At 58.3% G+C, this 19,896-nt stretch carries 12 protein-coding genes and 5 tRNA genes; all 17 read left to right on the forward strand.

Going from position 1 to position 19,896, the window contains the following annotated elements:
- Nucleotides 1–27 precede the first annotated feature (27 nt).
- The 17 genes from dnaN to GT571_RS05340 all read left to right on the forward strand — a co-directional run bounded on the left by dnaN (nucleotide 28) and on the right by GT571_RS05340 (nucleotide 19,876).
- Nucleotides 28–1,131, forward strand: coding sequence for a DNA polymerase III subunit beta (dnaN, locus tag GT571_RS05260; RefSeq protein ID WP_152068594.1), 1,104 nt, complete (start codon nucleotides 28–30; stop codon nucleotides 1,129–1,131).
- Nucleotides 1,132–1,141: 10 nt separating this feature from the next.
- Entirely contained in the window at nucleotides 1,142–2,248 is a 1,107-nt protein-coding gene (gene recF / locus GT571_RS05265) for a DNA replication/repair protein RecF (protein ID WP_006236184.1), read from the forward strand.
- Nucleotides 2,235–2,798 carry a DciA family protein gene (locus GT571_RS05270; protein ID WP_152068592.1) on the forward strand — a complete coding sequence of 188 codons (564 nt, stop codon included), beginning with the start codon at nucleotides 2,235–2,237 and terminating at the stop codon, nucleotides 2,796–2,798. The genes recF and GT571_RS05270 overlap by 14 nt, the downstream gene beginning before the upstream one ends.
- 105 nt (nucleotides 2,799–2,903) lie before the next feature.
- Complete coding sequence (gene gyrB, locus GT571_RS05275) at nucleotides 2,904–4,934, forward strand: DNA topoisomerase (ATP-hydrolyzing) subunit B (protein ID WP_161155910.1); 2,031 nt, start codon at nucleotides 2,904–2,906, stop codon at nucleotides 4,932–4,934.
- A 208-nt stretch (nucleotides 4,935–5,142) separates the two neighbouring features.
- Nucleotides 5,143–7,854 (forward strand): DNA gyrase subunit A, encoded by a 2,712-nt coding sequence (gene gyrA, locus GT571_RS05280; protein ID WP_192934649.1) that lies wholly within the window; start codon nucleotides 5,143–5,145, stop codon nucleotides 7,852–7,854.
- 300 nt (nucleotides 7,855–8,154) lie between these two features.
- Nucleotides 8,155–8,231, forward strand: a tRNA-Ile gene (locus tag GT571_RS05285).
- 67 nt (nucleotides 8,232–8,298) lie between these two features.
- A tRNA-Ala gene (locus GT571_RS05290) sits at nucleotides 8,299–8,374 on the forward strand.
- Between the two features lie 4 nt (nucleotides 8,375–8,378).
- Nucleotides 8,379–8,455 (forward strand) — tRNA-Ile (locus GT571_RS05295).
- Between the two features lie 67 nt (nucleotides 8,456–8,522).
- A tRNA-Ala gene (locus GT571_RS05300) sits at nucleotides 8,523–8,598 on the forward strand.
- Nucleotides 8,599–8,602: 4 nt separating this feature from the next.
- Nucleotides 8,603–8,679, forward strand: a tRNA-Ile gene (locus tag GT571_RS05305).
- A gap of 158 nt (nucleotides 8,680–8,837) precedes the next feature.
- Nucleotides 8,838–9,338, forward strand: a complete 501-nt coding sequence (locus GT571_RS05310) for a bifunctional nuclease family protein (protein WP_099432413.1) — start codon at nucleotides 8,838–8,840, stop codon at nucleotides 9,336–9,338.
- A gap of 30 nt (nucleotides 9,339–9,368) precedes the next feature.
- Entirely contained in the window at nucleotides 9,369–9,725 is a 357-nt protein-coding gene (locus tag GT571_RS05315) for a hypothetical protein (protein ID WP_055251342.1), read from the forward strand.
- Between the two features lie 30 nt (nucleotides 9,726–9,755).
- On the forward strand, nucleotides 9,756–10,205 hold the full coding sequence (locus tag GT571_RS05320) for a hypothetical protein (protein WP_161155911.1): 450 nt from the start codon (nucleotides 9,756–9,758) through the stop codon (nucleotides 10,203–10,205).
- Nucleotides 10,206–10,322: 117 nt separating this feature from the next.
- Nucleotides 10,323–12,161 carry a translational GTPase TypA gene (typA, locus tag GT571_RS05325; protein ID WP_006235837.1) on the forward strand — a complete coding sequence of 613 codons (1,839 nt, stop codon included), beginning with the start codon at nucleotides 10,323–10,325 and terminating at the stop codon, nucleotides 12,159–12,161.
- Nucleotides 12,162–12,585: 424 nt separating this feature from the next.
- The gene (locus tag GT571_RS05330; RefSeq protein ID WP_161155913.1) at nucleotides 12,586–16,293 is read left to right on the forward strand and encodes a Spy0128 family protein; all 3,708 of its coding nucleotides are present in this window, start codon (nucleotides 12,586–12,588) and stop codon (nucleotides 16,291–16,293) included.
- The gene (locus GT571_RS05335) at nucleotides 16,247–17,929 is read left to right on the forward strand and encodes a SpaA isopeptide-forming pilin-related protein (protein WP_161155915.1); all 1,683 of its coding nucleotides are present in this window, start codon (nucleotides 16,247–16,249) and stop codon (nucleotides 17,927–17,929) included. Before GT571_RS05330 ends, GT571_RS05335 begins: the two co-directional genes overlap by 47 nt.
- 123 nt (nucleotides 17,930–18,052) lie before the next feature.
- The gene (locus GT571_RS05340; RefSeq protein WP_161155917.1) at nucleotides 18,053–19,876 is read left to right on the forward strand and encodes an isopeptide-forming domain-containing fimbrial protein; all 1,824 of its coding nucleotides are present in this window, start codon (nucleotides 18,053–18,055) and stop codon (nucleotides 19,874–19,876) included.
- Nucleotides 19,877–19,896: the final 20 nt, after the last annotated feature.

Genomic DNA, 19,896 nt, shown 5'->3' on the forward strand with positions numbered 1-19,896 from the left:
TTTATATCTAAAGAAAGGTATTAAAAGATGAAGTTCACCGTCAGCCAGAGCTCGCTTACACAAGCCATCGGCGTCGTTATGAAGGGTGTCGCTTCGGCGTCCACCCTTCCCATCCTGTCGGGCGTGCTCGTCAAGGCGCAAGACGGCATCTTGGAATTCCAGACCTCTAACTACACCATCTCGATCCGTCATCGCATCGCGGCACATGTCGAAGAAGGGGGCGAGATGGTTATCCCTTGTAAGATGCTCTCCAATATCACCAAGACCCTCCCCGATGCCCCGGTCACCTTTGAGCTGTCCGAGCGCCAGGTGCTGATTGGTTGTGAGAAGAGCTCTTTCCGCCTGAACACGCTCGATGCCAATGACTTCCCCGAGTTTCCGGCCTATGCCATCGAGAGCGCCGTGGAACTGCCGACCGATATCTTGTCCGAAATGGTCGGCCGCGTGTGGCGCGTCACCTCGACTGACAAGGCCCGCCCCATCCTGGGTGGCGTGCACATGAAGGTCGAGAACAACACCGTGCGCCTGGTGGCGACCGATTCCTTCCGCTTGGCCGTGTGCGATACGCAGGTCGAGACCTCAACCCTCGAGGGCTCCTTTGAACTCAACGTTCCGGCCGACGCCTTTAACGACGCGCTGAACATCATGGCCAGCCAGGCGACCATCATGATCGGGGCTACCGACACCCAGGTCGTCTTTGAGGCCGGCAACACCACCTACGTGTCGCGCCGCATCGAGGGCGTGTACCCCAACTACAAGCAGCTCATCCCCGATTCGTGCGTGACGAGCGTCAAGATCGACGTCGCCGCCTTTAACGCCGCCCTCAAGCGCGTGGCCGTTATCGCGAGCGCCAACCCCGCCGTCAAGTTCGAGATCGATGTCGAGAACGGGCAGATGGGCCTGTCCTCCATTTCCAATGACCAGGACCTTGCGCAGGAGACGATCGATGTCGAGGCCGAGGGCGAGTCGGGCACCATCGCCTTCAACTACCACTACATCTTTGGCTGCCTCAATGCCCTGTCCAAGGAGAAGGAGATCACGCTGGAGCTCAAGAGCTACTCGCAGGCGGGCATCTTCAAGTCCTACGACAAGATCAACTACCTGTACCTGGTCATGCCGGTCCGCATCTAGCAACTGCCCTATGACCATGTTCGCCCGCGATCTTTCCGTCGCGCACTACCGCAGCTTCGATAGCTATCGCCTTGCCCTGGACGAGGGCGTGACGATACTTGCGGGACCCAACGCGGCGGGAAAGACCAATCTCATAGAGGCGCTGCAGCTGCTGACGAGCGGCGCCTCGTTTAGGCATCCGACCGCAGCCGAGCTCGTCCATGACGGCGTGGGCTCGTGCAAGGTCGAGCTGAGGCTCGAGGGCGACGGCCGCGTGCTTGATATGGGATTGAGCGCGGAGGACGGTAAACGCTCGTTTAGCCGCAACGGCAAGAGATGCTCTGCCGCCGGTGTGCGCGGGGTTCTGCCGAGCGTGCTGTTTTGCCCCGACCATCTGGACATGGTTAAGCGAGGCGCCAGTGTGCGCCGCGCCGCCCTCGACGACTTTGGCATGCAACTGAGCGCACGCTATGCCGATCTTGCGAGCACCTATGGTCGCTGCGTGACCCAGCGTAACGCCTTGCTCAAGGAGGCCTGGTGCTGCCGCGAGATGCTCGGCGCGTGGAACGATTCGATTGCCCGCGCGGGCGCGGCTCTGCTCGTGCACCGGTTGGCCCTGCTCGACCGGCTGGCGGGCCATGTGCGTACTGCCTACGGGCAAGTGGCGTCCGGTGAAGCCGCCAACGTGTCCTATGCGTCCACGCTGGGGGATTTGCCCCAGGTCGATGATCGCGAAGAGCTGAAGGGCTGGGCGTACGAGCGCATGCTGGCTGCCCTTGATGAGCACGCCGACGAGGAAATTCGCCGCGGCGTGACGTTGGTGGGACCGCATCGCGACGAGATTGAGTTTGCTGTGGCGGGTCGCTCCGCCCGTTCATTTGCCAGCCAAGGTCAGCAGCGAACGTTGGTTCTGGCCTGGAAGGTGGCGGAGGTGGCCGTGGCTCGCGATGTCCTGGGCACCGCCCCACTGCTGCTTTTGGACGACGTGATGAGCGAACTCGACGGCGAACGCCGCGGTGCTTTCCTGCGGCTGATCGGCGATGATATCCAGACGGTCATAACCACGACCAACCTGGGGTACTTTACCGATGACCTGCTTGATCGAGCCAAGGTGGTGAGCATGGGTGAGACGTGCTAATTACGAGCGCGAGAGCGAAACGGTCGCCTTCAGTGGCTTGTTGAACGCAGAGCGCCAGCGCATCCTGGCGGCTGCGACCCCTGAGCGCCGTGCGCAGATGGAGGCCGCCGAGGAGTCGCGCGCGGTCTATCGCGCGTGGAACGCGGTGTGCTCGGGCACGCGCGAGGGGCGGCATGTGACGGGCCTGCGCTACCTGCCCGAGTCCAATGAGCTGCTGGTATATCTCGACTCGCCCTCGTGGACGCAGGAAATGACGTTGTTGCGCGAGATCATCCGCGCGCGCATGGAGCGCGCCGGTGCGCATGTGGATGGCCTGGTGTTCAAAACCACCGCGCCCGGTCACACGCCGCCCGCCGCCAAGGAGCGCCTTCGCCCAGCGGCGACCGAGCGCCCGCCGGCCCCACACGCCGACCTCAGCGATGCCGAGCGCACCGAGATTGAGCGCCAAGTGGCGCCCATCGAAGACCAAAAACTGCGCGAGGCCCTCGAGAACGCCATGAGAGCCAGTGCCGAGTGGGCCAAGGGCGTGCAAAGCAAAAAAGAGCCTTAAATCGCATCTGGTGGCCTTGTAGAGCCAAATACCATCGTTCCCGAGGGTATTTTTTTACGATAAACTAGTAAGGCTGTACACATTTTCTTGACTGAAGGAGGACGTGTGGCAAACGAAAACGATTACGATGGCGGCGAGATTAAGATTCTCGAAGGTCTCGAGGCCGTTCGTAAGCGCCCGGGCATGTATATCGGCTCGACGAGCGCCAGCGGTCTGCATCACCTGGTGTGGGAGATCGTTGACAACTCCGTCGACGAGGCCATGGCCGGTTTCTGCACCGAGATCCAGGTGACGGTCCACGCCGACAACTCCATCACGGTCGTCGACAACGGGCGCGGTATCCCCGTCGACGAGCACCCTGTTAAAAAGATCCCGACGCTCGAGGTCGTCATGACGATTTTGCACGCCGGCGGTAAGTTCGATAATTCGGCCTATAAGGTCTCGGGCGGCCTGCACGGCGTTGGCATCTCCGTCGTCAACGCACTGTCCAAGCGCGTGGTCGTTCAGGTTCGTCGCGACGGCAACACCTACGAGATGGAGTTCTCGCGCGGCAAGACCGTCAAGAAGATGGAGGTCGTGGGCACCTCGGATTCGACGGGCACCACCGTCACCTTCTGGCCCGACGACGAGATCTTCGAGACCTGCATTTACGATTTCGATACGCTGCACAACCGTCTGCAGGAGACGGCGTTCCTCAATAAGAACCTCAAAATCGTGCTGACTGACGAGCGCGAGTCTACTCCCCACGTGGAGGAGTTTTGCTACGAGGGCGGCATCATCGACTTCGTCAAGTTCCTTAACGAGGGCAAGGACGTCCCCGAGGCCTTTAAGGAGCCTATCTACATCGAGGGCAAATCGGACCCGGACGCACCTGTGGCCAAGATGGGCGAGGTTGAGGTTTCCCTGCAGTGGAATAGCGGCTACGGCGAGAACGTCATGTCGTTTGCCAACGACATCTACACCCCCGAGGGCGGCATGCACCTTGAGGGCTTCCGCACCGCGCTCACCCGCGTGATCAACGACTATGCGCGCAAGCAGAACCTGCTCAAGGAAAAAGACGCCAATCTGACCGGCGACGATGTGCGCGAGGGCCTTTCGGCCGTTATCTCGGTCAAGCTGCCCGATCCGCAGTTTGAGGGCCAGACCAAGGCAAAGCTCGGCAGCTCCTATATGCGAGCGCTCACGCTCAAGATTGTGACCGACGGCCTTGTCGATTACCTCGAGGAGCATCCCAAGCCCGCTCGCGAGATCGTCAAGAAGGCGCAACAGGCCTGCAAGGCGCGCAATGCCGCCCGCAAGGCGCGCGAGGCGACCCGCCGCAAGAGCCTGCTCGAGACGGCGTCCCTGCCCGGTAAGCTCGCTGACTGCTCGGTGCGCGATGCCGAGCTGACCGAGCTCTTCATCGTAGAGGGCGACTCGGCAGGCGGTTCGGCCAAGGACGGCCGTCGCCGAGACATCCAGGCGATTCTGCCCCTGCGCGGCAAGATTTTGAACGTCGAACGCGTTGGTGACCATCGCGCGTTCTCGAGTGACACCATTCAGTCGCTGATTACCGCGATCGGTTGCGGCGTCACGACGAGTGCCGGCGACGGCGGCGATTTCGATATCACCAAGGCGCGCTACCACAAGATCATCATCATGACCGATGCAGACGTCGACGGTGCGCATATCCGCATCCTGCTGCTGACGTTCTTCTACAAGTACATGCGTCCGCTGATCGATGCCGGCTACGTCTATGTTGCCTGCCCGCCCATCTTTGGCATTAAGGTGCGCAACAAGATCCACTACGTGTATCCCAACGGCCGCCAGCCCGAAGACGAGATCCTGCGCGACACCATCCAGAGTCTGGGCCTGAACCCCGACGATAACGACGAGGACGGCAAGGCCAAGGACGGCAAGATTACCAAAAAGCGCAAGGGCTATACCGTCCAGCGCTACAAGGGCCTGGGCGAGATGGACCCCAAGCAGCTTGCCTCGACGACGATGGACCCCAAGACCCGCATTCTGCAGCGCGTGTCGATCGAGGACGCCGTGGTGGCGGACCGCGCCGTGCGCGAGCTGATGGGTTCCGAGGTCGGCTATCGTCGCGAGTACATCGAGAAGCATGCACATGATGCACGCTTCTTAGACGCCTAGCTTTCCCAGGCACCCCATCTTGCCCTTCAGGATTTCGGGCGCCGCACGCAAGGCGCGCGCCCTCATCCTTCAGGGCAACCTGGGGCACCTGGAAAACCTAGGAGGGTTATCCGGTGTTCCCGGTAATTCGTCTCCGTGGTAGGGAACTAATGGACCACGCAAACCATGAGGAGGTAACGTGGCAGACGATATCAACAATAACGAGGGTATGGGCGAGGCCGGCGATGCCGGCATGCCCGACGATTTGAAGCGCCTGCTCGCCCGTGCTGAGCAGGGCGAGGACGGCGATCCGGACGCCTATAACCCCGATGCCGATGATGATGAGGAAGAGGACGACGACGGTGAGCTCGAGGAGAGCTTTGGCGAAGTCGACCGTGGCGCCTCGGCCGGCGAGGATATCAACGGCGGCCAGCTCCAGATTTCGGAGTTCGGTCGCGAGATGAAGCAGTCGTTTATCGAGTATTCGATGTCGGTTATCACGGCGCGCGCCCTGCCGGACGTGCGCGACGGCTTAAAGCCGGTACACCGCCGTATCCTGTATGCGATGAACGAGAGCGGCATCTACCCCAACCGCCCACATAAGAAGTCGGCCTGGACGGTCGGCGAAGTTATCGGTAAGTACCACCCGCATGGCGACTACGCGGTCTATGAGGCCATGGTCCGCCTGGCGCAGTGGTTCTCCATGCGCACGCCGCTCATCGACGGTCACGGCAACTTCGGTAACATCGACGGCGACGGCGCGGCGGCCATGCGTTACACCGAGAGCCGCCTAGCAAAGCCCGCCATGGAATTGCTGCGTGACTTGCAGAAGGATACCGTCGACTGGCAGCCCAACTACGACGAATCGCTCGCCGAGCCTCAGGCGCTGCCTGCGCGCTTCCCCAACCTGCTGGTCAACGGCAGCCAGGGCATCGCCGTCGGCATGGCCACCAATATCGCCCCGCATAACCTCACCGAGGCGATCGAGGCAACCTGCTACCTGATCGATAATCCCGACGCCACTGTCGACGAGCTCATGCAGATCATGCCCGGTCCGGACTTCCCCACCGGCGCCATCATCATGGGCAGTGCCGGTATTAAGCAGAGCTACGAGACCGGCCGTGGCTCCATTACCGTGCGCGCCAAGGCTCACGTGGAGTCCACCAAGACCGGCCGCAGCCGCCTGGTCTTTACCGAGATTCCCTACATGGTCAACAAGGGCACCCTGCAGGAGAAGATCGCCCAGCTCGTCAACGACAAGCGCATCGAGGGTATCTCGGATATGCGCGATGAGTCCAACCAGAAGGGTATCCGTCTGGTCATCGAACTCAAGAAGGGCGTCATCCCGCAGGTCGTGCTCAACAACCTGTACAAGTACACCTCGCTGCAGACGACCTTTGGCGCCAACAACCTGGCGCTTGTCAACGGCGTTCCCAAATGCCTGAGCCTGCGCGAGATGCTGCAGCACTACATCGACCACCAGGTCGACGTCGTCACTCGCCGCACCCGCTTCGACCTTAAGAAGGCTCAGGCCCGCGCGCATATCCTCGAGGGTTACCTGATGGCCCTTGACCATATCGACGAGGTCATCAGCATCATCCGTTCCTCGCAGACCGATTCCGAGGCCAGCAGCCGCCTGATCGAGCGCTTTGGCTTTACGCCCGAGCAGACCACGGCCATCCTCGAGATGAAGCTGCGCCGCCTGACTGGCCTGGAGCGCGACAAGATCCAGGAAGAGCTGGACGGCCTGCGCCGCGCCATCGCCTACTACGAGGACCTGCTGGCGCACGAGGAGAAGATCCTGGGCGTCATTAAGGAAGAGATGCGCGAGATCTCCAAGAAGTTTGGCGATAAGCGCCGCACCGAGATCAGCCAGGTCGAGAAGGACCTGGACGTCGAGGACCTCATTGCCGACGAGGACATGGTCGTGACCATCACCCACACCGGCTATGTCAAGCGCATCCCGGTGGCCGCCTACCGCGCCCAGAAACGCGGCGGCAAGGGCGTGTCGGGCGTCAACCTCAAAGAGGACGACGTCATCGACGAGATGTTCATCGCGTCCACGCACGAGTACGTGCTGTTCTTCTCGAGCAAGGGTAAGGTCTATCGCCTGAAGGTGCACGAGCTGCCGGTGGGTACGCGCCAGGCACGCGGTACCGCGATCGTCAACCTGCTGCCCTTCGAGGAGGGCGAGAAGATCGCGAGCGTCATCAGCTGCCGCGAGTTCCCTGCCGACGAGTACCTGATGTTTGCCACCAAGAGCGGCATGGTCAAGAAGACCGTAATGAGCGCATATGACCGCAGCCGCCGCGACGGCCTGATCGCTATCAACCTGCGTGACGACGACGCGCTGCTAAACGTGCGCCGCGTGCGCGAGGGCGACAAGATTATTCTGGCCACCACCGCGGGCAAGGCGATCATGTTCTCCGAGGAGCAGGTGCGCGCCACCGGCCGCGATACTAGCGGCGTTCGCGGTATCGGTATGAAGGACGGTGTGAGCGTTCTGGGCATGGAAGTCACTAACGGCAACGGCGATCTATTCGTCATCACCGAGCGCGGCTACGGCAAGCGCACGCCGGTCGCGGACTACCCGGAGCAGAATCGCGGCGGCCAGGGCGTCTACACCATCCAAATGACCGAGCGTAAGGGCAACCTCGCGGCCATGAAGACGGTGGGCCCGCAGCACGAGCTGTTCATCGTGACGGAAGGCGCGACGGTCATTCGCGTCAAGACCGACGAGATCAGCCAGACCGGCCGCGCCACCCAGGGTGTCAAGATGATGACCGTCGACGACAACGACCGCATCTGCGCCGTAGCTCGCATGACAGCCGCCAAAGAGAAGCCCGAGGGCGAAGCCACAGAAGACGGCTCTGCACCCGAAGAAACCCCTGTCGATCTAGGCGACGGCAACGACATGCCAGAAGATCTCCTCGACGAGTAAGAGGCCCTAGCTGGTGAAAATCATCAGACTCCATATATTGGCGGTCGGCGCACTGCGCGCCGACCGCTTTTTTGAAAATCTTTGAACCCCACGTCGGCCCCGGCTGCCCGGCGGCATGCGAAGTCGATCGCGAGTTCCGCACGAGCCGGAGAGCACTTAATGTGCTCTCCGTGCGAGCAGGACTGTCCGAGCAGGCGACTTCGCATGCCGCCGGGCAGCCGGGGCGAACACCCCTCAAAGATTTTCAAAAAAGTTGTTGACGCGCGCGTAACGACTCGTCTAATATATCCCTTGCGCGATGGACCTGTAGCTCAGTTGGTTAGAGCGTCCGGCTGATAACCGGGAGGTCACAAGTTCGAATCTTGTCAGGTCCACCACTTTCTTTCGCAATAAACACCCCAGCGAGAGCCGAGTCGCCGCTGGGGTGTTTATTACTGTCTCCGTGGGGGTTTAGCTCAGCTGGGAGAGCGCGGGCTTTGCAAGCCTGAGGTCAGGGGTTCGATCCCCCTAACCTCCACCATGATGGACCTGTAGCTCAGTTGGTTAGAGCGTCCGGCTGATAACCGGGAGGTCACAAGTTCGAATCTTGTCAGGTCCACCACTTTCTTTCGCAATAAACACCCCAGCGAGAGCCGAGTCGCCGCTGGGGTGTTTATTACTGTCTCCGTGGGGGTTTAGCTCAGCTGGGAGAGCGCGGGCTTTGCAAGCCTGAGGTCAGGGGTTCGATCCCCCTAACCTCCACCATGATGGACCTGTAGCTCAGTTGGTTAGAGCGTCCGGCTGATAACCGGGAGGTCACAAGTTCGAATCTTGTCAGGTCCACCATCAAAACTGTGAAGAGCCCTGGGGCGTTGCCTCAGGGCTTTTTTCTTGTCTGCGATAAATCTCATTTTGGTTTTGTGTGCTGTGCGAAAGTTTGGGTAGTATAGCTATTCAATGCGGCGGGCTGCCGCGTGTTAACCGCTACGTACCGGAGGTGTTCCATGGTTCGTGTCGACATAGAGACCATCGTCATGGCCGCCGGTCCCGTGCCATCGCTTATCGTACTTCGTGAGCGCAGCAGCAAATCGGACTCGCCCGCGCCGCTGCGTTCCCTTTCCATTCAGACTGGTTCGTTTGAAGCTGCTGCCATCAGCCGCGGCATCGATAGCGGCCGCGCCGAGCGCCCGATTACCCATGACCTGCTGCTCGACACCGTCGACGCCCTGGGCGCCAAGCTCGAGCGCATCGAGATCGTTCGCGCCGAGCCGCCGGTGTTCTACGCGACGATCGTCGTACTGGCCGATGGCGAGGAGCGCAAGATCGACGCCCGTCCCAGTGATGCCATTGCCCTTGCCGTGCGCAGCAATGCTCCCATGTTTGTGGAGGACGACATCATGAATCGCCTGGGCACTGTTTCTACCCACGCCGAGGAAGTCGACGACGAGCAGGAGTTCGAGAAGTTCGACGAGTTCGTCCATACGCTCTCCCCCGATGACTTCTAAATGTCTGGCACGCGAGCGGAGAGGTCGCTGATGGGTACCCGCGTATCGGCTGAAGCGGCCGCCATCGCGCGTGAAGCCCAGATGCGCTCGGAGGCTTCTGAGGCGGCTCGCATTGCCTATGTGACGCAGGCCCGCACGCTTCGCGAGCGCCGCGGCTCGTTTATCAAGATGGTTGTCGTCTCCGCCCTTGTCGCGGCAATCTGCTCGCGCCTTCGTGGTACAGTTGGTGCGCTTGGGTTTTCGATTTCAACAGGCTTGGTAATCTGGGGCGTGGTCGATGCAGTAATGCTGACCAACCAGATCAAGGTACTCGACAAGCGCGCGATGGATATGATGCGCGCCCGCGACGCCGCCGCCAAGATTGCTGCCGAGGCACAAGAACTGTAACGACGCCGGACTCGATGGGAAGGTCTAAAGATGGCACAGGATATGCAGGACGCCGGTAACGTCTCCGCCGAGCTCGACGCCATGGTGTGTGACCTGATTGGTGCGTTCTTGGACGACCTTGCCGTCGGCGAGAATCCGGGCGTAGTTGTGGCAATTGAGGACGCTGCTTCCAACCGATATCTGGCGGCGCTCGATGAGGATGGCGAAGAGGCGTGCCTCGAGGCTGCCACCAACTTTATCTCCGAGCACAAGATGGGTCTTAAGGACGAGGGGCTGGGCCGCATCGCCCGTTACGCCATCGGCTACACCGGTTGTGTCGAAATTGACGGCGGCTATCACGACGCCCTGCTCGTGAGCTTCTTCGAAACCACGCTCGAGAGCGGTTTTTCGGCATACGTGCTGTATGAGGGCATGGGCGCCGGCGATGGTTTTATGTGGAGCGACCCTGAACCTGCAGGTGAGGAAACCTCTCTTATCTAAAATCGCTAAAATAAACGAGTTTTCGGTAAAAGGCTCAATATTCCCGCTGAGCGTTGTATCGCTGGGCGGGCCGCATACGCGTGCCGTTTGTATATGGATAGAAGATAGGGGAACTACATGCGCGTAGACAATCTGAGGAACATCGCCATCATCGCCCACGTCGACCACGGCAAGACGACGATGGTCGACAAGCTCCTGCGTGCCACGGACGCCTTCCGTGCCAACCAGCAGGTCGAGGACCGCGTCCTGGACTCTAACGACCAGGAGCGTGAGCGCGGCATTACGATTCTCGCCAAGAACATCTCTATCGAGTACAAGGACGTTAAGATCAACGTCATCGACACCCCGGGCCACGCCGACTTTGGCGGCGAGGTCGAGCGTGTGCTGCGTATGGCCGACGGCGCCCTGCTGCTGGTTGACGCTTTTGAGGGCCCCATGCCCCAGACCCGCTTCGTGCTGCGTCACGCTATCGACACCGGCCTCAAGATCATGATCGTTATCAACAAGATCGATCGTCCGGGCGCCAACCCCGAGAAGGCCTACAACGACTGCCTGGACCTTATGGCCGACCTGGGTGCCACCGACGACCAGCTCGAGTTCGCCATGGAGCACGTGGTCTACGCCAGCGCCATGAATGGCTTTGCCCGTCTTGACCCCAACGACGGCAACATGGACATGTATCCGCTGCTCGACATGATCATCGACGACATGCCCGCTCCCGAGGTTGACGAGAACGCCCCGCTGGCCATGCAGTGCGTGACCATTGACCACTCCAACTTCGTTGGCCGCATCGGCATCGGTCGCGTGTACTCCGGCACCATCCATCAGGGCGATCAGATCCTGGTCGTCAAGAACGACGGCTCCAGCGCCACCGCTACCGTCAAGCAGCTCTTTACCTTCGACTACCTGGGCCGCACCGAATGCCAGGAAGTCGGCGCCGGCGACATCGCCGCCGTCGTGGGCATCGACCGCACCGATATCGGCGATGTCTACACCGATCCCGAGAACCCCGTTGAGCTCGAGCCCATCGAGATCGACCCGCCGACTCTGTCCATCGTCTTTGAGGCTTCGACCTCCCCGCTCGTCGGTCGCGACGGCGACATCGTTGGTGCCCGTCAGCTCAAGGAGCGCCTGTTCAACGAGGCCGAGAACAACGTGACCATGAAGATCGAGGAGCTCGAGGACAAGAGCGGCGTCGAGGTCTCGGGTCGCGGCATCCTGCACTTGTCCGTTCTGATGGAGTCCATGCGTCGCGAGGGCTTTGAGTTCCAGGTTGGCCGTCCCCGCGTTCTGTTTAAGAAGGACGAGAACGGCAACAAGATGGAGCCCGTCGAGCAGGCCGTTGTCGAGTGCCCGGACGAGTACTCGGGCAAGGTCGTTGAGGTCTTCGGTACCTCCGGCGGCATCATGACGAGCATGGATACCTCGGGCATCGTGACGCACCTCGAGTTTAAGATCCCGACGCGCGGCATCATGGGTCTTAAGAACCGCATTATGAACGTCACCCACGGCGAGGGCGTGTTCTACCACACCTTCCTGGAGTATGGCCCCTACGCCGGCGAGATCGGTAACCGTCAGAACGGCGCCATGATCTCCATGACCACCGAGAAGGCCGTTGCCTACGCTCTGGGTACGCTGCAGGAGCGCGGCCAGCTGTTTGTTGAGCCGGGCACCGAGTGCTACGAGGGCATGATCGTGGGCGAGCGCAGCAAGGCTGGCGACATGGTCGTCAACATCGCCCGCACCAAGAACCTGGGCAACCAGCGTTCCTCGACCTCCGATATCTCCGTCCAGCTGGTGCCGCCTCGCACCTTCTCGCTGGAGGAGGCGCTGGAGTACATCGCCGACGACGAGCTGGTCGAGATCACCCCCAAGAACATCCGCCTGCGCAAGCGTCTGCTCAACGCCACCGACCGTAAGAAGGCTGCTGTCCGCGCCGGTCAGGTCAACAAATAAGCACTGGGGCTTATAACCGCCAATAAGAAAGGGCGTCGACCGCAATGGTCGGCGCCCTTTTTGGTGCAAGGGGACAGGTTACTTTGCACCACGGTGGAGGAGGTTATCCCCCCGAGTGGCTTTTCAGGCAAAGTTAAGTTGTTTAAACATATACATAATTCCACAGAATATAACTGCTTTAATGCAAAACCGTTAACAGGTAAATATCAACTGGTATTAAATTAAAAGACCTCTTTACCTGCGGTTTACATGATTGGTATCTATATTGTATTTTATGCATTGTGGCATAGACGAACCGTCTTAGAAGTTGCTCCCCAATGGGTTCTTGCAATGCGCTAGGTAGGTTCTCGTTGATGTTGGGGTTTGTGTTCGATCCGACGATTCGCCGTATTCCACACTGTGTTGTAGGAATTAGGGGACAACTATGGACGCACGCCGCTCACGGTCGCTGGGTATTGCGGCCCTGATCTTCATTTTAATTAACCTCACCGCCGCAGTTTTTCACGGCGCAGCTCCAGTGCGCGCCGATGACGTGACGACGCCGACGCCGATTGTGATTGATGAGACGACGGCGAAAGTTACGGTCGAGCTGTATACCGACGAGAACCGTAAAGTGCCTTTGGGTAATACTGCCGTGCTTTCGACCGACACGCTCTACGGTTCGTTTAGCGCGGACTTTAAGCCGAACCATACCCCGAGCTCGGCGCAAAACGTTGCGGAGTACTCTCTTCCGAGCAATGTTAAGTTATTGAAGGATGAAAGCGGGTTGCTCTATGACGGTTCGGGCAAAGAGGCTGTCACCTGGAAGTGCGAGAATAATAAGCTGATCTTCACTTTTGACCAAAACTGGATTAATACGAATCCGTCCGATGTTCATGTTGGTGTTGATTTTTCATTCAAGCTGTCAAATGAGAACGTTGGCTCCGGCGACACAACAAAAGTCGAATTTCCTGGAACGGCCGGAATTGACATTTCGACCAAAGACGGCGACGTTGCGGGAACGAAGGAGGGGAAGTTCTCTCAATCCGGCGGCGAAGGAAAAGTAACGTGGACTCTTAAGCTGGTGGTCGAGTCTTATGCTCACAATGTCCAGCTCACCGATGAGTTGGGTAGCAATTTTACGTTTGTGTCTGAATCGTTTAAGTTGAACGGCAAGACGCTCGAGCAACAGCCAAGCATTAACGGGCAGACCGCGACTCTTAATTTGGGGAACTTGTCCAAAGGGACTTATACGATTACCTATGATTCGGTTATGAACCCGAATGTTTCTGTGGACAACTATGTTTGGATTGATGAGCTCCCCGGTTCAAAAAACAACGCCACCTGGACTTGGGGCCAAAACAAAGAAAACTCGAATAAATGTGAAGGTCAAGCAAATAAGTTTCGCTATGACATGATTAACAAGAGCGATGGCACCGGAACGCCGTCCGATATCAAATGGATCGTTACGCTCAACAACGGTGATATCAAAACCGACATGAATGGCTATACATTCACCGACACGCTGGACGACAAGCAGACGTATACGGGTAATTACATCGTTTATAGGGGACTCTACGGGGAAGACGAGATCGCTCGCGGCGATCTCGATAGCTCCACTGGTAAAACGTTTAGCTATAAGTTCTCAGGTCTATCTGACACAGATAAGTACAAGCCCTATCGCATTGTCTATCACACTCAAATGAAAGATCAGGACTCGTATGACACGGTGAGCAATAGTGCGAATATCTCGCGTGACAATTCCGTTTCCGGCACGGACAGTGGCACGTTTACGCCGAAGCTGGTGGGGACGCAGATTGTAAAGAGGCTTTTGAAAGAACCTGATGCGGCGACAACAGGTCGGGCAACCTGGGAGCTTCGGATAGCGCTGGGCTCCATTGTTGATGCGATGAATCCGGAGACGGTTCGAGTGTTTGATACGTTCCAGACTGCTTGGAAGCAGAATATCGGCCCAGACGCCGACAGCTATTCCATTATGATCGGCAATGTCCCTTTGGAGCGGGGAACCGATTGGTGGTTCGATGATTACAATGATTCAACGTCGTTTGCAACCAAGAAGAACTTCAACCTTACCATTCAGATAAACAACAAGGTAAGGGATGCGCTCAAAGATAACCCAGATGCGGTGCTTACTTATATGACAAAATCCGACGCGCTTCCTGGCTGGTACTCCAATTTTGCATCAGTGGAAGTAAACGGTACTAAGTATTTCACGGACTTTATCTATTACTACGTCGATGTGGACTCGACTCCTAAGGTTGAGAAGCCCTCTGCGAAAACCGCTGTTTCCTGGCGTGAGGATTTCGACTGGAGTAAGATCGATGGGTCTTCCGAAAAAGGTGCATGGATCGTTGAGTGGACGGTCTATGCGAATAGGGCCAAGACGCCGGGAGGGGAGCCTTACGGCGCTGGCAAGCTTAATAACCAGCCGCTGAACGTCGTTGACACGCTGCCGAGTGGTATGAGCTATGTGCCAGGGTCTGCCAAATACTCGCTGTTTCAGAATCCGTATGACCAGAAAGCAGGTAACGGTACCGCCCAGCGAGAGAAGACCGTCGCCGACAGCCTACCCCCTGCGAACGTCAGTGATGACAAAGGCACCGTTACCTTCTCCATCCCCACGACGGCGCTCGGCAACTATGCTGGTTACGCTAAGCTTACGTATCAGACGGCGGTCAAGCGTGGTGAGCTCGATACCTCTAAGAACGAGGTGAAGTTCACCAACTTAGCCAGTGCCGAGTCGGGGAGCAAAACGTTCGACTCCGGTAGTGGGACCGTCACCATTAAGAACAACGTACTGCAAAAGACCGGCGACCAGGTCGCCAATAGCAACCGTATCAAGTACACCATCTTGGTTAACGAATCGGCAGTTAACCTTAAGAGCGACAGCGACTTCCTCGAGCTTGTCGATGTCATGGATGCCAAGTGCACGCTGGTGACGGATTCGGTCAATGTGTCCCAATACGATGGGACAGGCTGGAAGTTGCTTGGCTCTGACAAATGCCCCGTTTCCGCTAGGACCATTGAAGATGAAAACGGCGCGGCGTGTACAAAGATGACGCTCCGCGTGCCCGATAAGGAATATCTCAAAGTTGAGTACGAGGTCATTCCTGCGGGTAACGAGGGAGAAACGGTTTCTCTGAGCAACAAAGCGTCGCTTACGGGTGTCTATGACGGTGATACGGTCCATTCAAAAGACTGGGCTATTAAAAAGGCATCTGGTTTGGCTGGCGGTAGCGGTTACGGCGTAACGGTTACCAAGGTCGACGAGAGCGATGTCACAAAAAAGCTGCCCGGTGCTGAGTTCACGCTCTACGAGGTTGATATGGACAAGGCATTAGAGTTCGGCCTCGATTCTGCGAAAACGCTGATTCGGAGTGATGAAACAGACGAAACGGGCACGGTAACGTTCGGCACTCCTACGCAAAAGATGGAAGCCTACAAGTTGTATTGCCTTGAGGAGACCAAGGCGCCCGGCGGATACAATATTGCCCCTAAACCAGTGTGGATTCTGCTCAAAGGCAACAATGAGGACGACTATCAGAAGGCCCTTACTAAGGCGGAAGAGCTGAGGGCAAAGGGTGTCGACATTGACACCCCAACGGTGAGTACCGACATCACGGTCTATGATGCGCCCTATAGTGGTCAAGCTACAATTTCTGCCACCAAGATGCTCGAAGGCTCGACCTTGCAAGAAAGCCAGTTCGGGTTTGCGCTCAAGGACAAGAAGACCGGTAAGGTTCTCCAGACCATCAGGAACGGTGCGGATGGTGATATTAACTTTGTCTTGGATTACACCAAGACGGGGATCTATGAGTACGCCATCTCCGAGGTCATTCCCGCGGGCGCCGAGAACAACGTCAAGGACCACATCACCTACGACACGACCAAACATGAGGTTAAGGTTGTCGTGACTAATGGAGAAGGAAAGCTAAACACCGAGGTCACCTACGACAACGGCTCTACAACCCCACCGACCTTTACCAACAAGTATTCGACCACGCTTCCTGAGGCGGGCGGGGCTGGCTTGACTATGACGTATCTGGCTGGTGCATCGCTGCTGTGTTTTGCTGCGACATGGATGCATGCTCGTCGCCATCGCGATCAAGATCGAGGTGGTCGCCGTGAGTAGGCTTTGTCGCCGCTTGTTGGCTGCCGCGACGATAATCATGGTCGCTATTCTGTCTTTCGCGATTGCCCCTGGGACGGCTCATGCTACCGATACCAGTGCCATTACGGTGAGCGGTGCGGTTGCGACGCGGTATGACGCGTACCAGCTCTTTTCGGCGACCGTTGTCGGCGACGCCGATACTGACCAAAAAATTGCAACTGACGTAACGTGGGCGAATGACACGGTTCGTCAAGCTGTTCTTCCGATGCTTCATGATGCGGGGCTCGACAGCACGGTCTCGACGGCGCAAGCGGCTGCCGAATGGATGAATGTCGACGGGCGCATGACGACGGCGCTGACGGCAAAACTTGCCAGAGAAATTTGCAAAGTCGGCGTCCCTTCTGTGACCCTTAACGCGGGCACGGCGGCCGAGCTGCCCTGCGGCTACTGGCTCATCGTCGTCGCCGACGACGCCATCGCCCAAGGCGAGGTCGGCACCGCGCCGATCATGGCCCTGGTCGGCGGCAGCGCCGTAACCGTCAAGCCCAAGGCGGCGACGCCCAAGGTGGCCAAGCGCGTGCTGGAGGACAGCACCGCCGCCTGGGGCAAGGCCGCCGACGCCACGGTCGGCGACGACCTGTACTGGCGCCTCTCGGCCACGGTCCCGGCGGGACTCGCGGCCTACGACACCTATGCGGTGCAGTTCGTCGATACTATGGGCGCGGGGCTCGACCCCTCCAAGGTGGCCGCGAGCATGCACGTGTACGCGGCGGCGGGCGCGGACGGCGGCTTTGACGCCGTCGCATGTGAGGGCGGCAACGCCAACTCGACGCCGGCTAAAGGGTGGACAGACATTACTTCACAGTGCAGGGTTTCGGTCGAGGGCAATGCCTTCACCGTGCGCACCGGCGACCTGGTCGCCGCGCTCGGCGGGGCCGACGCCTTCGCCGCGGGCGCCCGCGTGGTTGCTGTCTACAATGCGCCGTTGGGGGCCAACTGCAATCGAGGCGCCACCAAGGGCAATCCCAACGAGGTCTACCTGCGCTACCCGCGCTCTCCTCTCGCCGACCAGTCCGGCGACGCCGGCTTCACCCGTACGCCGAGCGATGATGCGTGCGCCTACACCTGGGGACTCAGTCTGATCAAGCGCTCAAGCTCGGACGATAAGCCGCTCGCGGGCGCCAAGCTGCGCATCATCGATGACCGCGGGCGCATTCTAACGACTGACGGCTCGTGGTCGACGGATGCCGACGCTTGTGTCACCACGGACGCGGACGGCCATGTGGAATTGACCGGCGTGGACGCGGGCATCTATACCGTCGAAGAGGTCGCAGCTCCCAAGGGCTACACCGCCTTTGAGGGCAAACGTATGGTGACGGTTACGGCCGAGGGCCTGGACGTTAAGCAGGTGGCAGTCGCGAAGCCCAAAGTGACCGTGTCGGCCGAAAGCCCCCTGTGGGTTGATACCGCCGATGCCGGGACGGGTTCGATTGAGCTGTCGGTGCTCAACACCCCAAGCAAAGAAGCAAGTCGAGGCTTTATGCCCTCGACGGGAGATAGAACGTTGGTGCTGGTGGCGGCTTTGGCTGCCATCGGAGCGGCGGCTATTGTTGCCGCGCTCGTCATCAAGTGGGGAGGAGATCGCCGTGAAAAATAATTGTCCCCCCCCCCTTGCTCAATTGCGTACTGCCTCCGTAGCGAGTGACGCGCAGGCCTACCGACCTGATGATCATTGGTTTTGAAAAGTTACTAGAGAACCCTCCAAGAAAGAGGACCAAACATGAAGACAACCAAGAACATCGCCCGCCTGGCAATAACCGCCGGACTTACGGCAGCCCTGAGCCTCGGCGGCGTGATGGCGCCGGTGACCATGGCGTTTGCTGCGGAGGGCACTTCGGGCAGCATTACCATTAGCCAGGCCGAGGGAAACGATGGCACCACGTTTAAGGCGTACCAGATCTTTAAAGCCACGGTTACCGACACTGAAAACGGCAAAACTGCTCAGGACATCACGTGGTCGAGTGATGCGCTTGGAGTGAAAGTTGTCAACGCCATCAAGTTTAATTGGACTGGCTATAGCAACTTGAGTAATGATAAGCAGCTGTCTGAGAACCCTACGGCCCAGGAAGTCGCCGACTTCCTCATGGCGAATGCGGGCTCCACTACCGCTGGGTCGCCTGACGGGTCGAGCAAGGGAACTCGGATTAAGACCGACAATGTTCTCTACGCAGTCGCGAATGCTGTAAAGGACCAGACACCGGCTGCGTCTGATATCGCTGCCGGCGCCTCCTGGACTCCCGGTGCCGAGAACGGCAGCGGCTACTACCTGTTTGTGACCGACGGGGATAGCCTGGGTCCTAACAAAAAGAACACCGGCACGTCCCCGATCTTTGCAGTCGTGGGTGGTAGCGCCGTGACCGTTTGTGAGAAGTCCAACATCCCCACGGTTGAGAAAAAGATCCTTGATGATTCAAAGGTGACGGGCGGTGCCATTACTGGGGAGGCAGAGGCCAATTGGAAGGACGCTGCCGACTCCCAGATCGACCAGGAAGTGAACTATAGGCTTACCGGTACGATTGCAGATAACTACGACAGCTATGACTCTTATTCCTATAAGTTTATGGATCAACTGACGGACGGCCTTGATTACATCAATAGCTCGCTCAGCGTTTATGCGTTGAATAATGGTGTATATACCGAGATTGATTCGAGTAGCTACAATGTGGATGCCCCTTCTGAGTCAAATCATCGTGTTTTGACAGTTAACTTTATTGGAACCAAGGGTCTGAAGTCGGCCACCGCGAAAAATGGCGGAACGCTTTCGATCAATGCCAACACCAAGATTGTTGTCTTCTACAAGGCAAAGCTCAACGCAGAGGCGGTTATTGCAGGGGCCAACAACGAGCTGGAGGGCAACCCCAATACTGTTACGCTCGAGTATTCTAACAACCCCATGGTCGCAGGCACTGGCACCTCGGCGCCCGACACCGTCGTGGACTACACCTACGGCCTTCAGATTAATAAGGTTGACCTGGGTACTGAAGCGCCTCTCAAGGACGCTGAATTCACCATTACGACCAAGGGCGATGAGAAAAATGCGAAGGAGAAATATGTCGCAGCGGATGGCACGCTGAGCGATAGCGAGATCGTTCATAAGACGGGTGATGATGGTTCAATTCGCCTCACCGGTCTTGATGCTGGTACTTATACCGTGGCCGAGAAAAAAGCCCCCAATGGCTATACCGCGGTTTCGTCCTTCGATTTCACAATTACGCCGACAATTAATGAAGAGGGCCAAGCCTACAAGCTGACAAAGCTTGAGGGCACGCTTGATAGCAAGGGCCAGAACAACAAGATCATCGCTGGCCTTAATGATAAAAGTGCCGGAAAGGTTGGCGATAATAAACTTGATCTCAAAGAGGGCACCCTCACAAACACCGACGGCACCTTCAACATCACCGTTGGCGATACCAAGCAGATTAACCTCCCGCTCACCGGTCTTAATGGTGTGACCTTCACTTGGATCGCCGGTGGCGCGGTGCTGTGCATTGGCGTGGCGCATCTCATCCGTAGCCGTAAGCGCGACGACGGTTCTGAGGAGTAGCTGTTCGCCTCGAATATCAA

Origin of the sequence: Collinsella aerofaciens, from assembly GCF_009876115.1 — a bacterium.
Lineage (GTDB): Bacteria > Actinomycetota > Coriobacteriia > Coriobacteriales > Coriobacteriaceae > Collinsella > Collinsella aerofaciens_N.